18 protein-coding genes are annotated in these 18,603 nt (G+C 59.4%); 8 read left to right on the forward strand and 10 right to left on the reverse strand.

Annotated elements, in window-relative coordinates; all coding sequences use genetic code 11:
* The first annotated feature begins 11 nt into the window (after positions 1-11).
* The 4 genes from BJ928_RS14150 to ugpC are packed head-to-tail and all read left to right on the forward strand — an operon-like array spanning position 12 to position 4,931.
* Positions 12-857 (forward strand): sugar ABC transporter permease, encoded by an 846-nt coding sequence (locus BJ928_RS14150; RefSeq protein ID WP_082011794.1) that lies wholly within the window; start codon positions 12-14, stop codon positions 855-857.
* On the forward strand, positions 854-1,687 hold the full coding sequence (locus BJ928_RS14155) for a carbohydrate ABC transporter permease (RefSeq protein ID WP_047629960.1): 834 nt from the start codon (positions 854-856) through the stop codon (positions 1,685-1,687). The genes BJ928_RS14150 and BJ928_RS14155 overlap by 4 nt, the downstream gene beginning before the upstream one ends.
* Positions 1,688-1,719: 32 nt before the next feature.
* Positions 1,720-3,828, forward strand: coding sequence for an ADP-ribosylglycohydrolase family protein (locus tag BJ928_RS14160; protein ID WP_047629962.1), 2,109 nt, complete (start codon positions 1,720-1,722; stop codon positions 3,826-3,828).
* Complete coding sequence (gene ugpC, locus BJ928_RS14165) at positions 3,828-4,931, forward strand: sn-glycerol-3-phosphate ABC transporter ATP-binding protein UgpC (protein ID WP_047629965.1); 1,104 nt, start codon at positions 3,828-3,830, stop codon at positions 4,929-4,931. The genes BJ928_RS14160 and ugpC overlap by 1 nt, the downstream gene beginning before the upstream one ends.
* A 59-nt stretch (positions 4,932-4,990) precedes the next feature.
* On the opposite strand, the gene BJ928_RS14170 is transcribed toward ugpC, so the two are convergent.
* On the reverse strand, positions 4,991-5,728 hold the full coding sequence (locus BJ928_RS14170) for a GntR family transcriptional regulator (RefSeq protein WP_063769447.1): 738 nt from the start codon (positions 5,726-5,728) through the stop codon (positions 4,991-4,993).
* A gap of 149 nt (positions 5,729-5,877) precedes the next feature.
* Between BJ928_RS14170 and BJ928_RS14175 the strand changes: the two genes are divergently transcribed.
* Positions 5,878-7,191: an MFS transporter gene (locus BJ928_RS14175; protein WP_082011795.1), complete on the forward strand. Its 1,314-nt coding sequence runs from the start codon at positions 5,878-5,880 to the stop codon at positions 7,189-7,191.
* Positions 7,192-7,220: 29 nt separating this feature from the next.
* Positions 7,221-8,423, forward strand: coding sequence for a D-mannonate dehydratase ManD (manD, locus tag BJ928_RS14180; protein WP_047629967.1), 1,203 nt, complete (start codon positions 7,221-7,223; stop codon positions 8,421-8,423).
* A 43-nt stretch (positions 8,424-8,466) separates the two neighbouring features.
* Here manD and BJ928_RS14185 read toward each other — a convergent pair whose 3' ends face one another.
* From BJ928_RS14185 to BJ928_RS38815, 7 genes are all read right to left on the reverse strand, one after another.
* Positions 8,467-9,564 (reverse strand): FUSC family protein, encoded by a 1,098-nt coding sequence (locus BJ928_RS14185; RefSeq protein ID WP_047629970.1) that lies wholly within the window; start codon positions 9,562-9,564, stop codon positions 8,467-8,469.
* 229 nt (positions 9,565-9,793) lie between these two features.
* Complete coding sequence (locus BJ928_RS14190; protein WP_047629971.1) at positions 9,794-10,336, reverse strand: DUF1269 domain-containing protein; 543 nt, start codon at positions 10,334-10,336, stop codon at positions 9,794-9,796.
* 51 nt (positions 10,337-10,387) lie between these two features.
* Entirely contained in the window at positions 10,388-10,678 is a 291-nt protein-coding gene (locus tag BJ928_RS14195) for a hypothetical protein (protein WP_047629972.1), read from the reverse strand.
* A gap of 171 nt (positions 10,679-10,849) precedes the next feature.
* Positions 10,850-12,481, reverse strand: a complete 1,632-nt coding sequence (locus BJ928_RS14200) for a Na+/H+ antiporter (RefSeq protein ID WP_047629975.1) — start codon at positions 12,479-12,481, stop codon at positions 10,850-10,852.
* A gap of 179 nt (positions 12,482-12,660) precedes the next feature.
* Positions 12,661-12,885, reverse strand: coding sequence for a hypothetical protein (locus BJ928_RS14205; RefSeq protein WP_047629977.1), 225 nt, complete (start codon positions 12,883-12,885; stop codon positions 12,661-12,663).
* Positions 12,886-13,159: 274 nt separating this feature from the next.
* Positions 13,160-14,263, reverse strand: a complete 1,104-nt coding sequence (gene sfnG / locus BJ928_RS14210; RefSeq protein WP_047629979.1) for a dimethylsulfone monooxygenase SfnG — start codon at positions 14,261-14,263, stop codon at positions 13,160-13,162.
* Between the two features lie 318 nt (positions 14,264-14,581).
* Positions 14,582-14,749: a hypothetical protein gene (locus BJ928_RS38815; RefSeq protein WP_183079409.1), complete on the reverse strand. Its 168-nt coding sequence runs from the start codon at positions 14,747-14,749 to the stop codon at positions 14,582-14,584.
* 181 nt (positions 14,750-14,930) lie between these two features.
* On the opposite strand from BJ928_RS38815, the gene BJ928_RS14215 reads away from it, so the two are divergent.
* Entirely contained in the window at positions 14,931-15,695 is a 765-nt protein-coding gene (locus tag BJ928_RS14215; protein WP_052227544.1) for a putative nucleotide-diphospho-sugar transferase, read from the forward strand.
* Between the two features lie 42 nt (positions 15,696-15,737).
* Here BJ928_RS14215 and BJ928_RS14220 read toward each other — a convergent pair whose 3' ends face one another.
* Positions 15,738-16,667 carry a phytanoyl-CoA dioxygenase family protein gene (locus tag BJ928_RS14220; protein WP_047629981.1) on the reverse strand — a complete coding sequence of 310 codons (930 nt, stop codon included), beginning with the start codon at positions 16,665-16,667 and terminating at the stop codon, positions 15,738-15,740.
* Positions 16,668-16,764: 97 nt separating this feature from the next.
* Here BJ928_RS14220 and BJ928_RS14225 point away from each other — a divergent pair, with 97 nt between their 5' ends.
* Positions 16,765-17,589, forward strand: a complete 825-nt coding sequence (locus BJ928_RS14225) for an AraC family transcriptional regulator (RefSeq protein WP_047629982.1) — start codon at positions 16,765-16,767, stop codon at positions 17,587-17,589.
* Positions 17,590-17,631: 42 nt separating this feature from the next.
* Here the strand turns inward: BJ928_RS14225 and BJ928_RS14230 are convergent, their stop codons facing one another.
* Positions 17,632-18,525 (reverse strand): helix-turn-helix domain-containing protein, encoded by an 894-nt coding sequence (locus BJ928_RS14230; protein ID WP_047629984.1) that lies wholly within the window; start codon positions 18,523-18,525, stop codon positions 17,632-17,634.
* Positions 18,526-18,603 lie beyond the last annotated feature (78 nt).

An 18,603-nucleotide genomic window follows, 5' to 3' on the forward strand; every position in this document is an offset into this window, starting at 1 on the left:
CGGAGGACAATATGCACCGACTTTATCTCGTTCCGACGATGCTCATCAACATCGTCATCGTTCTCGTGCCCGCCTTGCTGACAGTGGCTCTCGCCTTCTGCAATTGGGATGGCATCTCGTCGCCCACCTTTGCGGGCCTCGATAATTTTCGCGCGCTTGCTGCCGATCGCGTCTTCTGGCTGGCGCTCGGCAACAATATCCTCTGGACGCTGGTTTTCCTGATTGTACCGATCCTGATGGGGCTACTGGCTGCCTCGATGCTGCTCATCGTACGCCGCGGCAGCAATTTCTTTCAGGTGGTCTATTTCCTGCCCGTCGTCATCGCGACCGCGATCACAGCCCGTATCTGGCAAGGCATGATCTATAGCCCCGTGACCGGCGTATTCGCCGTTCTCAAGAAATACGGCCTGCCGATCCCCAATCCCCTGACGCAGCCGCCAATCGCTCTTTTCGGCGTCGCCACCGTGGATTTGTGGCATTGGTGGGGATTTCTCTGCGTCATCTTCTTTGCGGCACTTCGGCAGGTGCCGCAGGAACAGATCGAAGCCGCCCGCATCGAGGGCGCCACCTATTACCAGATGATGCGCTACGTGCTGCTGCCGGGCATCCGCCCGACCATCACGCTCATGATGATCATGACCGTCATCTGGTCGTTCCTCGCCTTCGATTTCGTCTACATCCTGACCCAGGGTGGCCCCGCTTTCTCCAGCGAACTACTTTCGACGCTCGCCTACCGCAAGGCATTTTACGACCTGAACGTCGGACAGGCTGCAGCCGCAGCGCTCGTCATCAGCCTCTTCGGGCTGGTCGGCACCTTCTTCTACGTACGTGTTCAGACCAGGGAGGGCGAACAATGAGGCTCGTGGAAAGCCGTCTGACCCTCTGGGTCTGTTATATACTTCTTGGAATCTTCGCCTTTCTCGCGCTGTTCCCGATCGTGCTTCTGGTGTTGAACTCACTGAAGCCGGCAGCCCAGATCGTGCAGAATCCACTCGGGCTGCCGCAGCCGATCCGCTGGCAGAATTTTGCCAATGCATGGAATCACGCGAAATTCTCGCAGACCTTCATCAACTCGCTGATCGTATCCGGCACGACCATCGCGCTCGTCTGCACGACATCGTCGCTGACGGCCTATGTGATCGCGCGTCGCAAGATCAAAAGCTGGAAGATCTTCACCTTCTACCTGCTGGCAACCACGACAGCGCCGATCCAGCTTTACATCTTCCCGCTCTATTTCGGCTTTGCGAAGCTCGGTCTCATCAACAACATCTTCGGCGTGGCGCTGATCTATACCGCGCTCTACAGCCCCTTCGCGGTCATGCTGCTCAGAACCTATTTCCTCGCGGTTCCCAAGGAGCTCGAGGAGGCGGCGATCGTCGACGGCGCCACGCATTGGCAGGTTTTCTGGCGGGTGATGCTGCCGATCGTCTCCCCGGGCATCCTGACCGTGGCGCTGATCATCGGTCTGAATTCGTGGAACGAGTTTCTGATCGCAACGACCTTCCTTCAGAAGCAGGAGAACATGACGGCCGTCATCGCCTTCTTTCTGCTCTCTGGCCAATACAGCTCGGACTGGGGCGAGATCATGGCCGCAGCCCTCATCATCGTCGTGCCCGTCGTGACGCTCTTCGTCTTCATGCAGAGGCGCTTCATCGAAGGCATGGCCGGCGGCTCGGTCAAGGGCTGAGCAATTTTTTCAAACAATCTATGGAGTGAGCAATGCGACTTCCGAACGATTATCTCGAACGTGTCTATGCTGGCGTCCTCGGCAAACTCATCGGCGTCTATCTCGGCCGCCCCTTCGAGGGATGGACTTACCAGAAGATCATGGATGAACTCGGCCCGATCGAATACTACGTGCATGAGCGTCTGAACCAGCCGCTCGTCGTCACCGATGACGACGTGGCCGGCACTTTTACCTTCATTCGTGCGCTTGAAGACTACGGTATCAAGCCGAACCTCTCGGCCGAGGAAATCGGCAAGGCCTGGCTCAACTATATCGTCGAGGAACGGTCGATCCTCTGGTGGGGCGGCAACGGTAACTCCACCGAGCACACGGCCTGGCTCAACCTCAAGAAGGGTGTGCCGGCTCCGCATTCAGGTTCCATCGCCACCAATGGCCAAGGGGTCGCCGAGCAGATCGGCGCGCAGATTTTCATCGACGGATGGGCGATGGTCGCCCCCGGTCAACCGGAGCTCGCGGCGAGGCTTGCCGAGCAGGCCGGCAAGGTCAGCCATGACGGCGAATCCGTCCATGCCGCCATGCTCTGGGCAGCAATGGAGGCCGAAGCTTTCGTCGCTTCCGACATCGATCATCTCATCGATACCGGGCTGAAAATGATCCCGAGCGACAGCCAGATCGCGAAAATGATCAAGGATGTACGAGCCTGGCACAAAGCTCATCCTGATTGGCGCGACACCCGCCAGAAGATCCAGGACAATTACGGTTACGACAGATATCCCGGCAACTGCCACATCATGCCCAACCACGCGCTGATGATCATGACCGTACTTTACGCGCCGCACGACTTCCAGAAGGCGCAGATGATCGTCAACACATCGGGCTGGGATACCGATTGCAATGCCGGCAATGTCGGTTGCCTGCTCGGCATCATGAATGGGCTGGAAAGCATTGCCGAGGGTCCGGATTTCCGGGGCCCGATCGCCGACCGCATGCTGATCTCGTCGGCCGATGGCGGCAACTCCATCAACGACGCCGTGCGCCAAGCCTATTTCCTGACCAATCTCGGCCTTAAGCTTGCCGGGCAGCAATCGCTTGCAGCCCCCAAGAATGGCGCGCAATTCCATTTTTCGCTGCCGGGAAGCCAGCAGGGTTTCCGTCCGCTAACAGGTCTCGATGCGGCAAGCGGCGTGCGCGTCGGCAATACCGAGTTCGAAGGCAGCCGAGCGCTGACCATAGAGTACGAAGCCCTCGGCCCCGCCCAGAGCGCCATCGTGACGACGCCGACCTTCTCGCCACGCGAAATGCTCGACATGCGCACCTACGACCTGATGGCGACGCCTCTGCTCTACTCCGGTCAGACGGTAAAGGCGCGGGTCAAGGGTGATGCGCAAAATCACGGTGCGATCGAAGCGCGCCTGCGCGTAAGGGTCTACGACGGGCGCGACCAGCTCAGTGACATAGACGGGCAGACGGTCGCGGTTCAGCCCGGCTCGGAAGCCGTCCTTGAATGGACCCTGCCGGACACAGGTGGCCAGCCCATCGCTGAAATCGGCATCGTCGTGACCGGCACCGGCAGGCACGCCGACGGCAAATTGCTCGTCGACTACCTGCGCTGGGACGGAACGCCGAAGCTGACGCTCAAGCGCCCGGCAGGCGACGGCGATTTCTGGCGTATGGCTTGGGTGAACGGCGCAAGCTTCTTCTCCAAGCGCTTCAAGGCCGCTTTCCGCATCGCGCAAAATCGCGGCGAAGGCATGATTATCCACGGCACGCGCCAGTGGACGGATTACCAGGCGTCCGGGGATGTGATGATCCACCTCGGCAACTACGGTGGCCTTGCCATCCGCGCACAGGGCCTGCGCCGCTATTACGGCGCTCGCGTCACCCGGGATGGCAAGATGCAGATCGTCAAAGTGCGTGATGAAGACACCAAGGTCCTTGCAGAAACCGCCTTCAAGATGGAATTCGACAAGCACATCGCCATGAAGGTTTCCGCGCAGGGTCCGCGTATTACCTTCGAAGCAGATGGCGTCTCGGTGACGGCGGAGGATACCTCCGCGGATGCCCTCCATGACGGCGGCGTCGGCCTGCTCATCCATGAAGGCGCCTTGTCGTCGAACGAGATCCGGATCGGAGGGGTATGATGGCAACAGTCACCATCGACAAGGTGCGCAAAGCCTATGGCGCCGTGGAAGTTCTCCACGGCGTCTCGGCCGACATAACGGACGGCGAATTCGTCGTTCTTGTCGGGCCGTCGGGCTGTGGCAAATCCACTCTCCTCAGGATGATAGCCGGGCTCGAAGACATTACCGGTGGTTCGATCGGCATCGGCGGTCGCGTCGTCAACGATCTGCCGCCCAAGCAGCGCGACATATCCATGGTCTTCCAGAACTATGCGCTCTACCCGCATATGACGGTTGCCGAAAACATGGCCTTTTCACTGACGCTTGCCGGCGCATCGAAGGAGGAAAAGCAGAAGCGCGTGGCGCATGCCGCACAAATTCTCGGCCTGACCGATCTCCTCGGACGTTATCCCCGCCAGCTCTCTGGCGGCCAGCGCCAGCGCGTCGCCATGGGTCGTTCGATCGTCCGCAATCCCCAAGTCTTTCTCTTCGACGAGCCTCTATCCAATCTCGATGCAAAGCTTCGGGTCGCCATGCGCGCCGAGATCAAAAGCCTTCACCGGCGTCTTGCGACAACGACCATCTACGTCACCCACGATCAGGTCGAGGCGATGACGATGGCCGATCGCATCGTGGTCATGAATGGCGGTCATATCGAGCAGATCGGCCGGCCGCTTGAACTTTACGACAATCCGCTGAGCACCTTCGTTGCCGCCTTCATCGGCTCTCCGGCCATGAACCTGCTGAACGGGCGCTTCGACAGTGACGGCGGCAAGCCCGTCTTCAGGACGAATGACGGCATCATACTGCCCCTGCCCGATAATGCACCGAAGCTCCCCGGCGTAGAGGGTGTCTACGGTATCCGACCGGAATATTTCACCCTGTCGCCGGCGAATATCGGCATTCCCGCGCGCGTGGTCGTGGTCGAACCTCTCGGCTCGGAAACACACGTGACGGCAACCGTCGGCAGCCAGACGATCGTGACCGTCTTCCACGACCGGCTCGATATCGAACCGGAGGAAACGATCTGGCTGCAGCCGAAGACGGAACGGATCTGCCTCTTCGATGCCGACGGAAAGCGATTGACCGGCAAGGCAGTGGAACGAAATCTGCAACTATCCTAAGACGAAAGCGTCGCCGCAAGGCGGCGCATTATTGTCTGCCACTTGTCGGGCTCATCCGGTCAGTTGATCGGGCCGGCGACACCCGTCCTGACCGCCATATCCGCCAGGCTGACGTCAAGCAGCGCCGGGTCCACCGACTGGCGCACCTTCAGGAGCATATCGCCCAGCTCTTCCATCATCTTGCGAATGAATATCTCGGTGCGGCCCCGATCTCCCGAAACGATGTGGCGCAGCAGTGAAATATGGCTCTCGATCGTCGTCTCCATCGGAGCGCCAGGACCGAGATAGGTATGATATATCCAGCCCGTGCGGCGATAGAGCGTCTGCAGAGGGATGAGGGTGTTTGCCAGCAGCGGCTCGCCGGATGCCGTGAGGATCGCCCTGTTCAGCAGCCGGTCAGTGACGTTGAAGCGCTCGAGGCTGAGATCCGCCTTGGAGGCTTCAAGATCGGTGATGAAGGTTCTGAGGATCTTGTGATCCTGCGGGGTCGCGCGCTCGCTCGCCAGCCCGCAGGCGATCGCCTCCATCTCCATGCGCAGGGGAAGCAATGTCCGCTCCTGCGCCAGATTGACCGGCGCGATGCGCAGGCCCGAGCGCGGGCTGACATGGATGAGCTGGTTTGCGGAGAGACGCTTGACCGCGTCATGCACCGGCGTTCGGCCGAGGCCGGACTGCTGCTGCAATTGCTGGATCGTATAGCGGGCACCCGGCAACAGCTCGGTGGAGACGATCATGCTTTCCAAGCGATCGTAGGCTTCCTCCGACAGGCTTCGAGGCTGCTTTTCCTTCTTCGTCATCACGCTGTCGATCTTTTCCCGCTCAAATTCATCACCCTTGTCGCCGCCCGACTTACATTGGTGGCATTGACTTTCGGCTGCATATATCAAAATTATTGCCTCATGTGAAATTTCAGATTAATTGACTGATATTTCATAAGGGAGGATTTATGACCATCGAACACACATCCCCAGCCGGCGCCATGCGTCGGCCATCCACCAATCGACGCTGGTGGATCGGAGCGCTTCTCGCGCTCGGCGTCCTTGTCAATTATTTCGACCGCGTAAACCTGACGGTCGCTTCGCCGCTCATTCAGGACGATTTCAAGATAGGCCCCGCAGAGATGGGCATTCTGTTCAGCGCCTTCGGCTGGACCTACGGCTTCCTGCAGATTCCCGTCGGCATGTTGCTCGACCGCTTCGGCGTGATGCGGGTCATGCGATGGAGCACCTTCTCCTGGGGCATCGCCTCCGTCATCACCGCCTTCTCGACCGGTATGCAGACGCTGTTTCTTTCTCGCATGCTGCTCGGTGTCGCGGAAACTCCGGGCTTCCCGGCTAATTCCAAAGCGACCGGCTACTGGTTCCCACGTCATGAGCGGGGTCTTGCAACCGCACTCTTTGATGCGGCCGCAAAATTCTCCAACGTCATCGCCATTCCGATGGTTGCCTTCCTCATGCTGCATTTCGGCTGGCGCGGCGGCTTTATCGCGACAGCGATCATCAGCTTCGTTTTCTTTGCGCTGTTCTGGCTGTTTTATCGCGACCCGAGTGCCGACAGGAACCTTTCGGACGAGGAGCGCGCCTATCTGAAAGCCGGTGGCGCCGCATTGGAGGGTGAAGCCTCCGCAAATGCGGTCGGAATGCTCGGTTATCTCCTGCGCAATCGCAAGGTCTGGGGACTTTCGATCGGCTTTGCCGCCTATGGCTATGCCTTCGCCCTCTTCATCTTCTGGCTGCCGGATTATCTGGTTAAAGAGATGCACATGGATATCTTGAAATCGGCGAGTTTCACGACGATCCCCTGGATCTTCGCCACGATTTCGGATCTCCTGATCGGCGGCTGGCTGATCGACCATCTGATCCGCAAGGGCCACGACGAATCCCGCGTGCGCAAAACGATCATCGTCCTCGGTATGCTGATGGGTCTAGCCGTCGTCGGCGCAGGGCTTACCGCCGACCCCTATTGGGCCATTCTCTGGATTACCATTTCGTTGAGTGGCCTTGCAGCTGCGGCACCGGCCGGATGGTCGATCCCCGCGCTGATCGCGCCGAAGGGTGGCGCGGCAACGGTCGGCGGCATCATGAACTTCCTCAACAGCGTCACCGGCATTGCCGCTCCGATCATTACCGGCTTCATCGTCGGCGCCACGCAGTCCTTCAGTCGCGCCTTCCTGCTGGCAGGCGCGATGCTGGCGATCGGCATTGTCTCCTATGTCTTCGTCCTCGGCCGCATCGAACCAATCGCCGATCCGAAGGCCTGATTTCGATCAAAGACCACGAAAGGGTTCCCATGAAAATCACCAACGCGAAGGTCATCGTTTGCTCGCCCGGACGCAACTTCGTCACGCTCAAGATCGAGACGGACGAAGGGATCTACGGTATCGGCGACGCCACGGTGAATGGCCGCGAACTGGCCGTCGCCTCCTACCTGCAGGATCATCTCGTTCCCTGCCTCATCGGCCGCGACGCGTCGCAGATCGAGGATATCTGGCAGTATTTCTACAAGGGCGCCTATTGGCGCCGCGGCCCGATCACCATGGCGGCGATCGCCGCCGTCGACGTGGCGCTCTGGGACATCAAGGCCAAGGCGGCCAACATGCCGCTCTACCAGCTGCTTGGTGGCGCAAGCCGCACGCATATGCTGACCTATACCCATGCAAACGGCGAGACGATCGAGGAGACAGCCGACAAGGTTGCCGCCTTCAAGGAACAGGGCTGGAAGGCGATCCGCGTGCAGAGCGCCGTCCCCGGCCTGCCGATTACCTACGGTGTCGAAAAAGTCGGTTCGCTTGCACAGGCGGAGGACAAACCGCGTGAGACGCTCTGGGACACGCCCACCTATCTACGTTTCCTGCCGAAGCTTCTCGATCATCTGCGCGATCGCTTCGGCTATGAGCTTCACCTCCTGCACGACGTCCACCATCGCCTGACGCCACAGGAGGCGGCAAGCCTAGCGAAGGAAGTAGAGCGCCACAGGCTCTTCTGGCTCGAAGACGCGGTTCCGGCCGAAAACCAGGAATCCTTCCGCCTCATCCGCCAGCATTCGACCACGCCGCTCGCGCTCGGCGAGGTTTTCAATTCGATCCATGATTGCCGGCAGCTGATCCAGGAGCAGCTGATCGACTATATCCGCACGACGCCGCTTCACGCGGGCGGTATCACGCATGTGCGACGCATCGCCGACCTTGCTGGTCTCTATCATATCCGCACCGCCTGCCATGGCGCCGCCGACATGTCGCCGATCACCATGGGCGCGGCGCTGCATTTCGATCGCTGGGTGCCGAATTTCGGCATTCAAGAATACGCCTTTCATCCGGATGAAGCCAAGAACGTCTTCCCGCACGAATGGCATCTGAAGGACGGCCAGCTCTATAGCGGCGAAAAGCCGGGCCACGGTGTCGACATCGACGAGAAGGCGGCGGAAAAATATCCCTATCGACGGGCCTATCTCGACGTCGCGCGGCTTTCCGACGGAACCATGTGGAGCTGGTGATTGTCGTGTAGACCGGCCGGCTCACCCGAGTCGGCCGGCTCCATCAATTGATTTCGCTTTCGCGGATGCGGTCGGCAAGATCGAGAAAGTTCTGCCGCATCCGGCGCAATGTAAAATCGAGGCCGAACAGACGGCCCGTTTCGTTGAAGCCCATCGATTGGGCGGCCTCCGAGTTCTGGAGATTGTTGAAGCCGGCTTCGAAAGCTTGGTCGCCGGCCGCGAGTATCTCGGGATCGATTTCCCCGCCGGTGCGAAGCGCCCGGCCACAGGCCTCGGCAAAACTGGCTTGTGCCTCGAGAACTCGCCCTGCCTGCGGCCCGATCGCCTCGACGATCGCCGGTGGGAAAGGCATTTCCACGATGTGGCTGACATAGGTCATATCGTTGCGAATTCGCCAGAGCGAGCGGGGAATAGCCTCCGAAATCCCATGCTTCGTCAACCAGAAGGCACGTTCGCGCTGCGCGTCTGTCAGAAGCGCCTCGGTTGCCATCAAGGACTGGCGCAGCGCGATATTGGCCTCCGAGGCGGAGACCGGCTCGCCCTTCTCGACCGCGGATGCAAGCGTGCGCAATATCTGCGCCATCACGTCGAGAGCCGATCCGAAACGATCAAGCACCACAGTCCGCGAGCGTGTCGGCAGGATGAAGAGACTGGCGAGCACGCCGACGACACCGCCAAGCGTGATCTCGGCGATGCGATCGATCACGAAGATCTCGACCGGAACTGCTGCGGAATGGGTCAACATGACGATCGCGGCGGTCAATCCGGCATTGCGCAAGCGAGGCACGCGTGCCGCCACAAAGCTCGAAAAGCCGACGACACAGATAAGCGCGATCCCGATGGCGAGCGGCTCGTGCGGCGTGATGAAAACCGCTATTCCTCCAAGCACGGCGCCCGCGACCGTCGCCACCAGACGATCGACAGCCATGCCGGCCGTGGCGCCAACCGACGCCTGCATGACGATCAGCACGGTGAACACCGCCCAATAGCCTTGCTGAAGATGCAGAAGCTGGGAGACTGCATAAGTGATCGTGCATGCGATCATCACCCGCAGTGCCTGCACCGCAGCGCGCTTGGTCTGAATCAGCGATGCTTTGGGTTTTGACGTAGGCTGGCTTTGACGAGATGCGGGCTCGCTCATCGCACAACTTTCCGTCTGGGAACGTATGCTGACAATGGCCGTTAGGGTCTTGCCCCTCCCTTGCTGCAATACTGCCGATCGTGGGATGGACCCGGTGCTTACAATGGCAGCATTCGGCCTAATATGGAAGGCGAGCGAAGACCACAACCGACGGACGGACCCGTCGTCTGCCGTGCTTCCTTTTCGGAAGCACGGCTCCTGGTCGATAGCCGCAGATCGGCTCTTACGCTCAAACCGTGGCGGACGCCTCAGCGGTTGGTGAGGTCTCATCAACGAGAACCTGACGCAGTCGCGCCTCCTGATCGGGCGAAAGCGAGGTGCGCAGAAGCCTTGCATGCTCACCCTTGAATTCGGCAAGCACCTTTTCGGGCTGGACCTTGCGGATCAGCAGGAAGAGCGCGGAACTGTTTGCCGGGATGGTTTCGGCTAGCTTCTCGATGAGGCCGTCATCGATGCCGTAATCGGCCATCGATCCGGCCAGCGCACCCGAGCCGGCGCCGATTGCGCCGCCGACCACCAGGCCCGCCAGCGGATTGAGGAACAGCAGGCCCACCAGCGAGCCCCACAGCGCGCCTGAAAGGCCGCCGCTTGCTGCACCGGCAGCGGTTAGATTGAAACTCTGCTTGAGACGGACCTTGCCGGCCTCGTCGCGGACGGCGACCACGGCATCTTCCAGATCGATCAGATATTCCTTCTCGAGCTGCACAAGACGGTTCAGCACAGTATCCGCCTTATCGGCATCGTCGAAACCAAGCACTATGAGTTCTGACATCGAAATCCTCCGGGTCGTATTATCGAGACAAGAAGTAGGGCATCAGGCCGGTTAGTGAACAGCCGTGCTGATCAACCGGTAGGGATGAGTAGCATTGAACTGCGAGATGATTGCGACAGCCTGCTGCAACAACTCTTCCGCCTGCTCGGGATCGTCGCGCGCGAGCTCGTCGGCGTTGACGCGAATTGCTTCGGCAATATTGGTGGAAAGCGCTGCAAATTGTTGATTGCCCTCGACAAGAGCCTCGCGTGCGTTGCCTTCCAGCGTTCGGGCGATATCGATGAGGATTTCCTCGCGCTCTTCGACGCTGAGGTCTTCGATGATTTTCGTTCTATCTTCCATTTTGGTCACTCCTGACAGACGTGAATGCAACCGATCTCATAAAGCCTCGGTTGCTACTCACGTAGGAAGACGCAAATTCAGGTTCAAGGTTCCCCTTCCCTTCGCACGACTGCAGCAAGATCGGGCTCTTATCGGCGGAAGCCGGACGAGCAGACTGCGGAGGACGCGAAGTCAACTCGCATAGCGCGCTTCCAGCAGATCCAGTTCCCGCACGAGCTTTGCCGCAATTTCCTTGCCGAGTTGCCTCGCCCGCAGCTTGCGAAAGATTTCTGTCCGCTCGGCACGAACACCCGCCAGCCGCAGCTCCATTTCAATGTGCATGGTGCGCCTGGACACGGCCGCTTCCTCGTCGGCGCCGGTCTGGTTGCGGATGCGTTCGCGATAGAGCTCCAGCACCCTTGAGGCCGCCTCCACATAAAGATCGGCATCCTCCTGCCCCTTGGAAAGCGAATGCTGGAGGCGGGCGATTTCCGTGATCGCAGCCTTTGCCGCATCGACCCGCGCGGCTGCTTCGTCCTCCTCGTGCTTGGTATCGTGCGGAAGTTCCAGATTTTTCAGCAGCGGCGGCAGGAAAAGCGTCGCCAGGATCAAAGACATGATGATGACGCCCATCGCCAGGCAGATCGCAAGATCGCGGGCGGGAAAGGGCGAACCGTCATTCAGGGCAAACGGCAGGGTCAGCACGCCTGCAAGCGTGATTGCACCGCGAACGCCGGCAAAGGAAAATGCCGCAAGAATACGCCAGGGCGGCGACGTCTGGTGCTGCCTCCTCTGGCGGAACAGTGTCAGGTGAAGCGACAGCCAGACCCAACTGAATCGCAATGCGACAAGACCGAAGGTGAGCCCGACGATATAGGCGGCAAGCCACCAGAACTCGTGATGTCCGGTGACTTCCACAGTTGCCGATGCCCGGCCGATGATCGACGGCAGTTGCTCGCCCAGAAGGACGAAGATCGTACCGTTGGCCGCGAACTGGATCATGTCCCAGACAGCGCTTCGGCGCACGCGCGTCGCCGCCAGCGCACGCCCCGAACTCTCGGCGACGCTCATCGTCGTTCCCGCCGATACCGCCGCGAGAATGCCGGAGCAGTGGAGGTGTTCCGCAATCAGATAGGCCGCAAAGGGGATCAGAATGCTGACCAGGATTTCCGAGCCGCTCTCCTCGCCATAACGCAGCGATACGCGCGTGCTCAGCCACGTAATGGTCCAGGTGACGCCGACACCGATTGCAAGGCCGCCGAATGCGGTCCACAGGAAGCTCAGCGTGGCGTCATAGAGGGAAAAGCTGCCCGTCAGCGCCGCGGCGATTGCAAATCGCAGGCAGACGAGGCCGGACGCATCGTTCAGCAGGGCCTCCCCCTCGAGGATGTGCATCATGCGCGGTGGGATGGGCACCCGCTGTGCAATCGCCGAGACTGCGATCGGATCGGTCGGCGAAATGACGGCGGCCAGCGCGAAGGCGACTGGGAGCGGCATTGCGGGGATCATCCAATGGACGAGCAGGCCGGCTCCGAGAACGGTGAAAACGACAAGTCCGAGAGCCAATTCCACGACGACATTCATATCCTGCTTGAGCTCGTCGGCGGCAATACGCCATCCGTCAAGAAAGAGCAGCGGCGGGAGGAACAGCAGAAAGAAAATCTCCGGATCAAGCCGCACGCTAAGGTCGGCCGACAGACCGATTACGGCGCCCAGCGCGATCTGAATCAACGGCAATGGCAGAATGACCGGTATGGCACGCGAAATGGCGCCACTGACGACGATCGCCAACAGGAGGACGAGTGTCGTCGTGATTATTTCCATTGTCCTGCCCTTCGCCTGGCATTCCTACACAGTCTCACGGTTCTCGACAGATGCCGCCGGCATGCATCGGACCCTAGCACTCCTTAAAACAAACCCGGCCGGAAATGAGAAGTGTGTAACTGCTCTGGCCGTGCCTGCACCCCAGCTTGAAGCGATCGGCGTCATACTCGGCGGCGCTGCTATTCTTCCCATTCCTCATCGTCAGCCGAAAGGAGATCCACCAGAGCTGCGACGGTTCCCGCAGGCAGATGGCGCCCTTCGCCGATCAGAGCCTCATCACTGTTGACCCAGGCCCAGGCTTCCGAAAGTTCTGTCGACGTAGCACCCGTCGCAACGATCTCTGCGATCAGCGTTTCGTCCACAGGGCCGAGTACGGAGGTGACGTCTTGCGAGGTCAATGTCATATCCTGCTCCTCTTCCTGTTCGTCAAACCATGAACATCTCCAGGATATAGAAAACGGGCAGCGGACTTCCACCGCCATGACGGAATGGGCGCCAACATCGGCCCGCATAGTGGATCGATATATTGCCCCAAGAATTCAACACGGCGAGGTGAATCACGTTTGGGATTTCAGGCCCGGAGCGAGCAAGGAGCAAAGGGCGGCCACCATCGTCAATGGCACCCGCCCTCAGCAAACATTGGTCAGGTAACGTTAAAAACGGACGACTATGGAGACATCATTCCGCCGCCACGGCAACGGTTTCCTTGGATTCTTCAAGGGCGCGGACCAGCGGAATGACATGCTTTCCGAAATACTCCACTTCCTCCTGAAAATGCAGGAAGCCCAGCAGGATCAGGTCCGCGCCGGCCTGCTTCAACCGGATGATGCGTTCGGCCACCTGCTGCGGCGTGCCGATCAGATTGGAACGGAAGCCGTCATTGTATTGCACGAGATCCTCGAAGCTGGATTTCGCCCAGTTGCCCTCGCCTTCAGGCGAAGCCTTGCCGGCATTCTTCACTTCGTGACCGAAAGCTTTGACCGCTTCGGGATTGGCCTTTTCGATGATCTCGGCAAGCACTGCCTTTGCCTCTTCCTCGGTATCGCGGACGATGGCAAAGGCGTTGACACCGACGCGTACATGATGGCCGTTGGCCGTTGCCTTGGACTGGATGTCATCCACCTGCCTGGCGATCTCTTCGGGCGTATTGCCATTGGTGAAATACCAGTCGGAAACCCGGGAGGCCATGTCACGCGCGGCGCGCGACGAGCCACCTTGGAAGATTTCCGGCTGAGGGTCGATCGGCTTTGGCTTCAGCGAATAATCGGTGAAGCGATAGAAATCGCCACGGAAGGTAAAGCTATCTTCGGTCCATATGCCGCGCAAGGCGCGGATAAACTCTTCAGAGCGGCGATAGCGTTCGTCGTGATCGAGCCAGGGTTCGCCGATGGCATGAAACTCGCCGCGGAACCAGCCGCTGACGATGTTGACGGCGACGCGGCCGTTGGTGAGATGGTTGATGGTAGCGATCTGTTTGGCCGCCAGCGCCGGCACCCACGGACCGGGCAGGATTGCCGCGATCACCTTCAGTTTCGTCGTCGCCTCCAGAAGCGAATGACTGAAGGCTACAGATTCATGCTGATACTCAGCGCCATATCCGGCCGTAAATCGGATTTGGCTTAGCGCATAATCGAAACCGCTGGCTTCGGCGATCTGGGCAAGCTTGCGATTGTATTCGATCGTCCAGCTCGTTCGTTGCTCGATATCCGAGATGACCAATCCACCTGATACGTTCGGTACCCAATAGGCGAATTTCAAAGTTTCCCTGCTTGCATCGCTCATCGATATCTCCCGGTTTGCCTTGTCCTCCGCCGAGCACAAGGATGAAGATTCCAACCCGGTGCAATTATATTCTATAGATTTTATAATCTATCGAACAAACCCATCCCAAGTTTCAGCTCCTTTACGAAAAAGATACATTGCAAACCGTGCTTAACGAGGTTCTGGGCTTGAGGGGGAAGATTAGACTCTAAAGCTGGGGATCGGCCATCGAAGGCCATAATGCGGCCGCAAAGCGGGCAAATCAAAACAGTCGCCGTCCCGAGATCTCGATCGGGTGACCAAGAAATCGGCTCATGATCTTAATCGATCAGGAGTGGTTCAGAGTGTCGGGCCGGCTGCGCCGCCTTTCAGCGTAAAGTAAGCAAAGGCTGCTAGGAAAAACGCGATCACGGCCAAGATCGCCAACAGACGCTTGAGCCAAGGAGGTGTTTGTCTCGGCGGCTTGGGTTTGGGACGACGTTCAAACTTGATGATGTTATCGGACATGACACTCGATTAGCGAAGAACAAACGATTTGCCAATCCGGTGCGGACGCCAGGGGCGCGGCGTTTCCGCAATCGGACGGGCAGAATGCCAGACTCACCTGATTTCTCAATCTCGTCCGCAACGCTTCGGGGGCTGTGGTGGCGGATATTCGATAGAAATCCACAAACCCCGAAGGTGCCTCTTGAATATCCTGAATAAGGTTCGCCCCTGGACGCCGCAGCAGCGCGCGTTGATTATCCCGTTTCCGGCAGAGCCGGACCTGATCGAACGCCGATCGAGGGCTGCAAACAGCAACGGCTCGATTGTCGCCTTTTTTACCAAGGACAGCATCTATGAGCATGAGAAGGATCGCATGGTTCTCTCTGCCGAACGCATCGGATTGAGCGTTCAGGCGACCGCGATGCCGAGTGCCGGCAGTTGGGTGCAGAATGCCGGGCTGAAGCCCGTCTTCCTGCTCAAGGAAAGAACAAGGCTTCGCGGGCCGCTGCTCTACGTCGATGTCGACGCCGTCTTTCATCGCGATCCCTGGCCGGCGCTGGGCGGATTCGATTGCGATATCGCCGCCTACTACGATGCCGATGATCGGCTGTTCAGCGGAACGATCCTGATTAATGACACGCCAGGCGCCGCGCGTCTGCTCGAACGTTGGCAGCAAGGATGCCGCGACAATCCTGAGATGTGGGATCAGATCGTTCTCGAAGAGATCATCATCGAAGACGCCAAAAGCGGCCACCCATCGTTCCGTATCGGCAAACTGCCAGTCTCCTTCTGCTGGGTTTTCGACCGCGTCGAGAACGAGGACGTCAAGCAGGTGTTCATCGAGCATCTCCAGGCGAGCCGCGAGGCGACCAGGCGCAAGCGCTGGTTCGGCCGCATCGGCAAGCGCCTCTCGCGCCGGCGCGACCGGGTCGAGGAAATAGAACGCATCTTGAACGATCACAGCTGAGACAAGCACCAGACAGAGCGCGCTGCCGAGATCGAACTCCAGTCACAGCATGTCGCCGAGCGTCCAGTGGTTGTTCCACCTGGCATCGATCTCGTCCTCGACATTCTGATAGCGAATGTCGGTGGATAGGCGCAAGCGTTGCTGCCTGTCCTGGTTGGTGGTCGACGCGTGGATCATGAAGGGCGAATGGAGCATGACGTCGCCGGCTTCATAGTCGGCGACCAGCCAGCGCGTATCGAAGCGTTCCGCCATATCGGGCAGATCCTTCGAAACCCAGCCGCCCTCGGTCATGTTGCGATTGAAAGCGCTGACACGCTCCTCGGGGCTGAGATCGGCATTCTTCTCGGCAAACTCTCGCTCCATTTGCCGGCCGATCGCATGCGATCCCTCCAGATAGGTGAGCCCGCCCATTTCGACGGGAATATCGCCGATCGGTATCCAAGCCGTTACGATCCGGCTGGTGCCGCCGCGAAGATAGACCAGATCGTAATGAGCCGGTGTCGCCGTCGTCGTTCCCGGGCGGATATGGCGCATGATCTTGCGCTTGTGCAGATAGGAAATGCCCGACAGGAATTCGTCCATGAAGCGAGACATGCGCGGCTGCGCGCAAAAGCCCTCGTAAGCGACCGATCGCACGAGCGACATCAAGCATCGATCAACTTGCCTGCCTTCGGGCACGGAGACCGATGATATCCCGTCCCTTGGGTCCGTTCCCTTCTTGATCAGCCCTGTTGCTGCCATGTGGCCGAAGACCCAACCCCTGAAATCGATGACGTCATTGCGCGGCAGGAACCCCTTGAGCCAGACATAGCCATTCTCCTCGTAGAGATGGCGGATCGCCTCGACACCAACTCCCGGATCGGTCGGGGTCAGAAAGCCGAGCCGGTTGGCCGCGCTCGAAAGAACCTTTCCATTGGCGACAAGGTTGAGCGCGCGCTCGCCGCTGGGCATTGCCTGCATGGGAATCGACATTTCACTCGCCTATAGTTTGATTTGATTGCCCATTGAATCTAACAGGAGGTGATGTTTCACTACATGGACGAAAACCATACTGGACTTTTCGCTCACCATGAAACCAACAGATGCCATCTACAGGTCACCGCTCGCCGCCGCCGGAGGACTGGCCGTCACCGGCAGCGGCAGGCAGCATTCCATGCATGCTGTCAAGACGCGGAAATTGCCTGGCTATGCGGTAGTTCTCGTCGAAAGCGGCCAGGGCTTCCTTGAAACAGATGCCGCCGGTCGCAGAAGCGTGAAGGGGCCGGCGCTTTTCTGGCTCTTCCCGAACCGCCCGCACTCATACGGCCCCGACAGCGAAGGCTGGAGCGAGCGATGGGCGCTGTTCGAAGGCTCGCTCTTGCGAGACTTCCTGCGTCTGCGCCTCATCAGCGAACAGACCCCCCTCGTCATCCTCCGTAATCCCGACAGCGTGCAGCGCCTCTTCAACAATATCCACGGCGACCTCATCGAGGATAGTAACCTGTCGAGAGCTTCCGCCGCCGCGGCTCTTCATCAGATCGTCATTCTCGCGGCGCGACAAGCAAGCCAAGCGGCCCCCTCCGCTCAAGGCGGAACGGATATCGCCGAAATCATCGAGGCTCTTCGTCAAAGAGCGATGCAATCCTTGGATATCGCGACCTTTGCCGCCGAATACGGGATGTCGCCCGCGACGCTGCGCCGAAAGATCGTAGCGGAAGTCGGGCTGCCGCCGAAGGGTTTTCAGCTTCGCGTACGGATGGACCATGCCAAGGAACTGCTGACGATGACGGATGACAAGATCGAAATCATCGCCTCGCGCGTCGGATTCGACGATCCGTTTTATTTCTCCCGACTGTTTCACGAGCGGGAAAACTGCACGCCACGCGAATTCCGCGCACGCTACCGAAGACGCTGACCGGCCGAGACATATCGAGCATGTGATTGCGACCGGCCTTTGTTACGCGGCGTCGCCACCCGAAGGCTCCCGCTCCAAATTCCGGCGCCGCCAGGCCGCTGGCGCTTCACCCACCCGCTTGCGGAAAAAGCGTGAGAAATAGGCAGGATCCTCAAAACCCACCTCACGGCCGATATCCTCGACCGAGCGGATGGTAAACATCAGCAGCCGCTTGGCTTCCAGCAGCCGCCGGTCCAGCAGCATTTCCTTGACGCTATGGCCGAACACCTCGCGCGCTGCTTTATCGAGCAGATGCGGCGTCGTGGCAAGCAGGTCGACATAGTTGCCGACAGGCCAATCGCTCTTGTAATGCCTGTCGACCGCGCTGCGCAGCGCCAGCGCAAGGGAGACAGTCGGCGAGGCCGACGGCAGCGCTGCACTGCCGCCGAGCCGGTGCATCAGCGACAGCACGACACCGATCAGTCCGAGCATGACCTTTTCGCTCTGGCCGCCACGCTCGCGATACTCCGCGCTCACCATATGCAGCAACGCGTCGACCTTCTGCCAGGAGGGGTCTTCCGGACGGTCAGTCAGAAAAGTCGGGACATCAAGGCTCAGATCCACCTGAGGCGCCAGCGCCTTCAGCGTATCGTCCGATACCGAGACAACAATGGCATCGGACTGATCGTCGACCTCGAATCCATGAATGATGTTGCTCGGCACGAAGCTGATCGTCGGAGCGGAAAAATTCCAAGTCCGATCCTCTATCCGATAGCGACCGCCACCCTTGTACCAATAGGTGATCTGCCCCATCAACGGATGTTTATGCGACGCGACATGCCCGAAATGCAATGTTTTGCGGTCCATGACCGTTTCCACATGCAGAAATCCGACATCGAGCGCTCGGCTCGGTACGCCATAGACAAAGAAATTCGGGATCTCGTTCTTCTGCGACATGCCCGAAAAAGTACCAGCGAATTGCCCCCTTTGTCCATGGCCGCGACAACGTGGCGGACGTAGCATTCATCATGGTCT

Source organism: Rhizobium sp. WW_1 (assembly GCF_003610155.1).
GTDB lineage: Bacteria > Pseudomonadota > Alphaproteobacteria > Rhizobiales > Rhizobiaceae > Rhizobium > Rhizobium tropici_A.